At 58.1% G+C, this 1,173-nt stretch carries 2 protein-coding genes; both read right to left on the reverse strand.

Annotation, left to right across the window (positions count from 1 at the left end; translation table 11 throughout):
* The coding region (locus V6C16_RS13820; protein WP_333543501.1) for a radical SAM protein at nucleotides 1–816 on the reverse strand (816 nt) is incomplete at its 3' end.
* Nucleotides 817–873: 57 nt separating this feature from the next.
* Nucleotides 874–1,173: hypothetical protein (locus V6C16_RS13825; protein ID WP_333543502.1), on the reverse strand; the 300-nt coding region annotated here is incomplete at its 5' end.

The following is a 1,173-nucleotide window of genomic DNA, read 5'->3' on the forward strand; positions in this document are numbered from 1 at the left end:
GCGGTGCAGGCTTACGGTGCGGCAACCCATGCCGTACACGCGCTCCAGATGGGCCGCATGCTGAATGAGGGCCAGCAGGTCAAAACGCCAGGGGCCAAGGCCGAGCAAAAGACCCATGCCCACATCAGGCACACCCGCAGCAAAGGCCGTATCGGGGGCCTCAAGGCGCTTGACGTAATCGCTTTTCGGGCCGGCCACATGTGCCGCGCGGTAGCTGGCCTCATGATAGGTGTCCTGATAGATGAGGATGGTCCCCACGTAGGCGTCGAGCAACGTTTCATACTGGGCGCTTTCAAGCGGCCCCACGTTGACGTTGACGCTGTGGATTTCACCCACGCCGTCAAACACCGTGTACAAGATGCTGATGGCCTCGGCCAGGTACTCCACATCGGCATTGGGCAATTGCCCGCTGACCAGAAAAATACGCTTGTGGCCCTGGCGGATAAGGCGCAAGGCCGCCTCGCGCATTTCGGGCGAGGTCATATACTTGCGCTCTATCAGCCCGTTTCCTTTCCTGTTGGCGCAATACAGACATTCACTGCCGCAATGGTTGGAAAGGTGCAGCGGAGCGGAAAGAACCATGCGGTCGCCATAAACCCGCTGCTTAACCTCATCGGCAACCGCCAGAATGCGCTCATGCTCCACGGGGTCGTCAACCCGCATAAGTGCCACGATCTCATCGGCGTCCAGCGGAACCATCTGCATGGATTTATCCAGAATATCACGAAGCTCAATGGCGTCCGGGGCATCCTGACGATCCAGGGCACGCTCAATGGCAGCCACACTAAACCACCGGGGCAACGATTCCACAGACATGAGTACCAACCTCACACACGTTAAAAAACCTATAAAAATGCAGGGCGATCTTGCCTTTCAAAATACTCGTTCAAATTCGGCGATTCGATTGTCCATTATTTCACATATCTCGTCAAGCAAAGGCCGACGCTTCATGTGGATTTTTGCCGCCCGTGCAGATCCCACGCGCTTCTGCGGGGAAAGTACTGTAAGAAGAGCATGCCCGCCTGCGAAGGCCAGACGGCAAAAACAAACAGCGCAGCCCACAGCCCGCCCCGCCATTGCCCCGCAGTGTTTTTTCCTGACGGGCCGCCGCACTTCCCGGACTTCTTGCACGTCCCGCGCTTCCTGTCCTTCCAGCGCCTCACGCGCCAGCCG

The sequence above is a fragment of the Desulfovibrio sp. 1188_IL3213 genome, from assembly GCF_036763145.1.
Lineage (GTDB): Bacteria > Desulfobacterota > Desulfovibrionia > Desulfovibrionales > Desulfovibrionaceae > Desulfovibrio.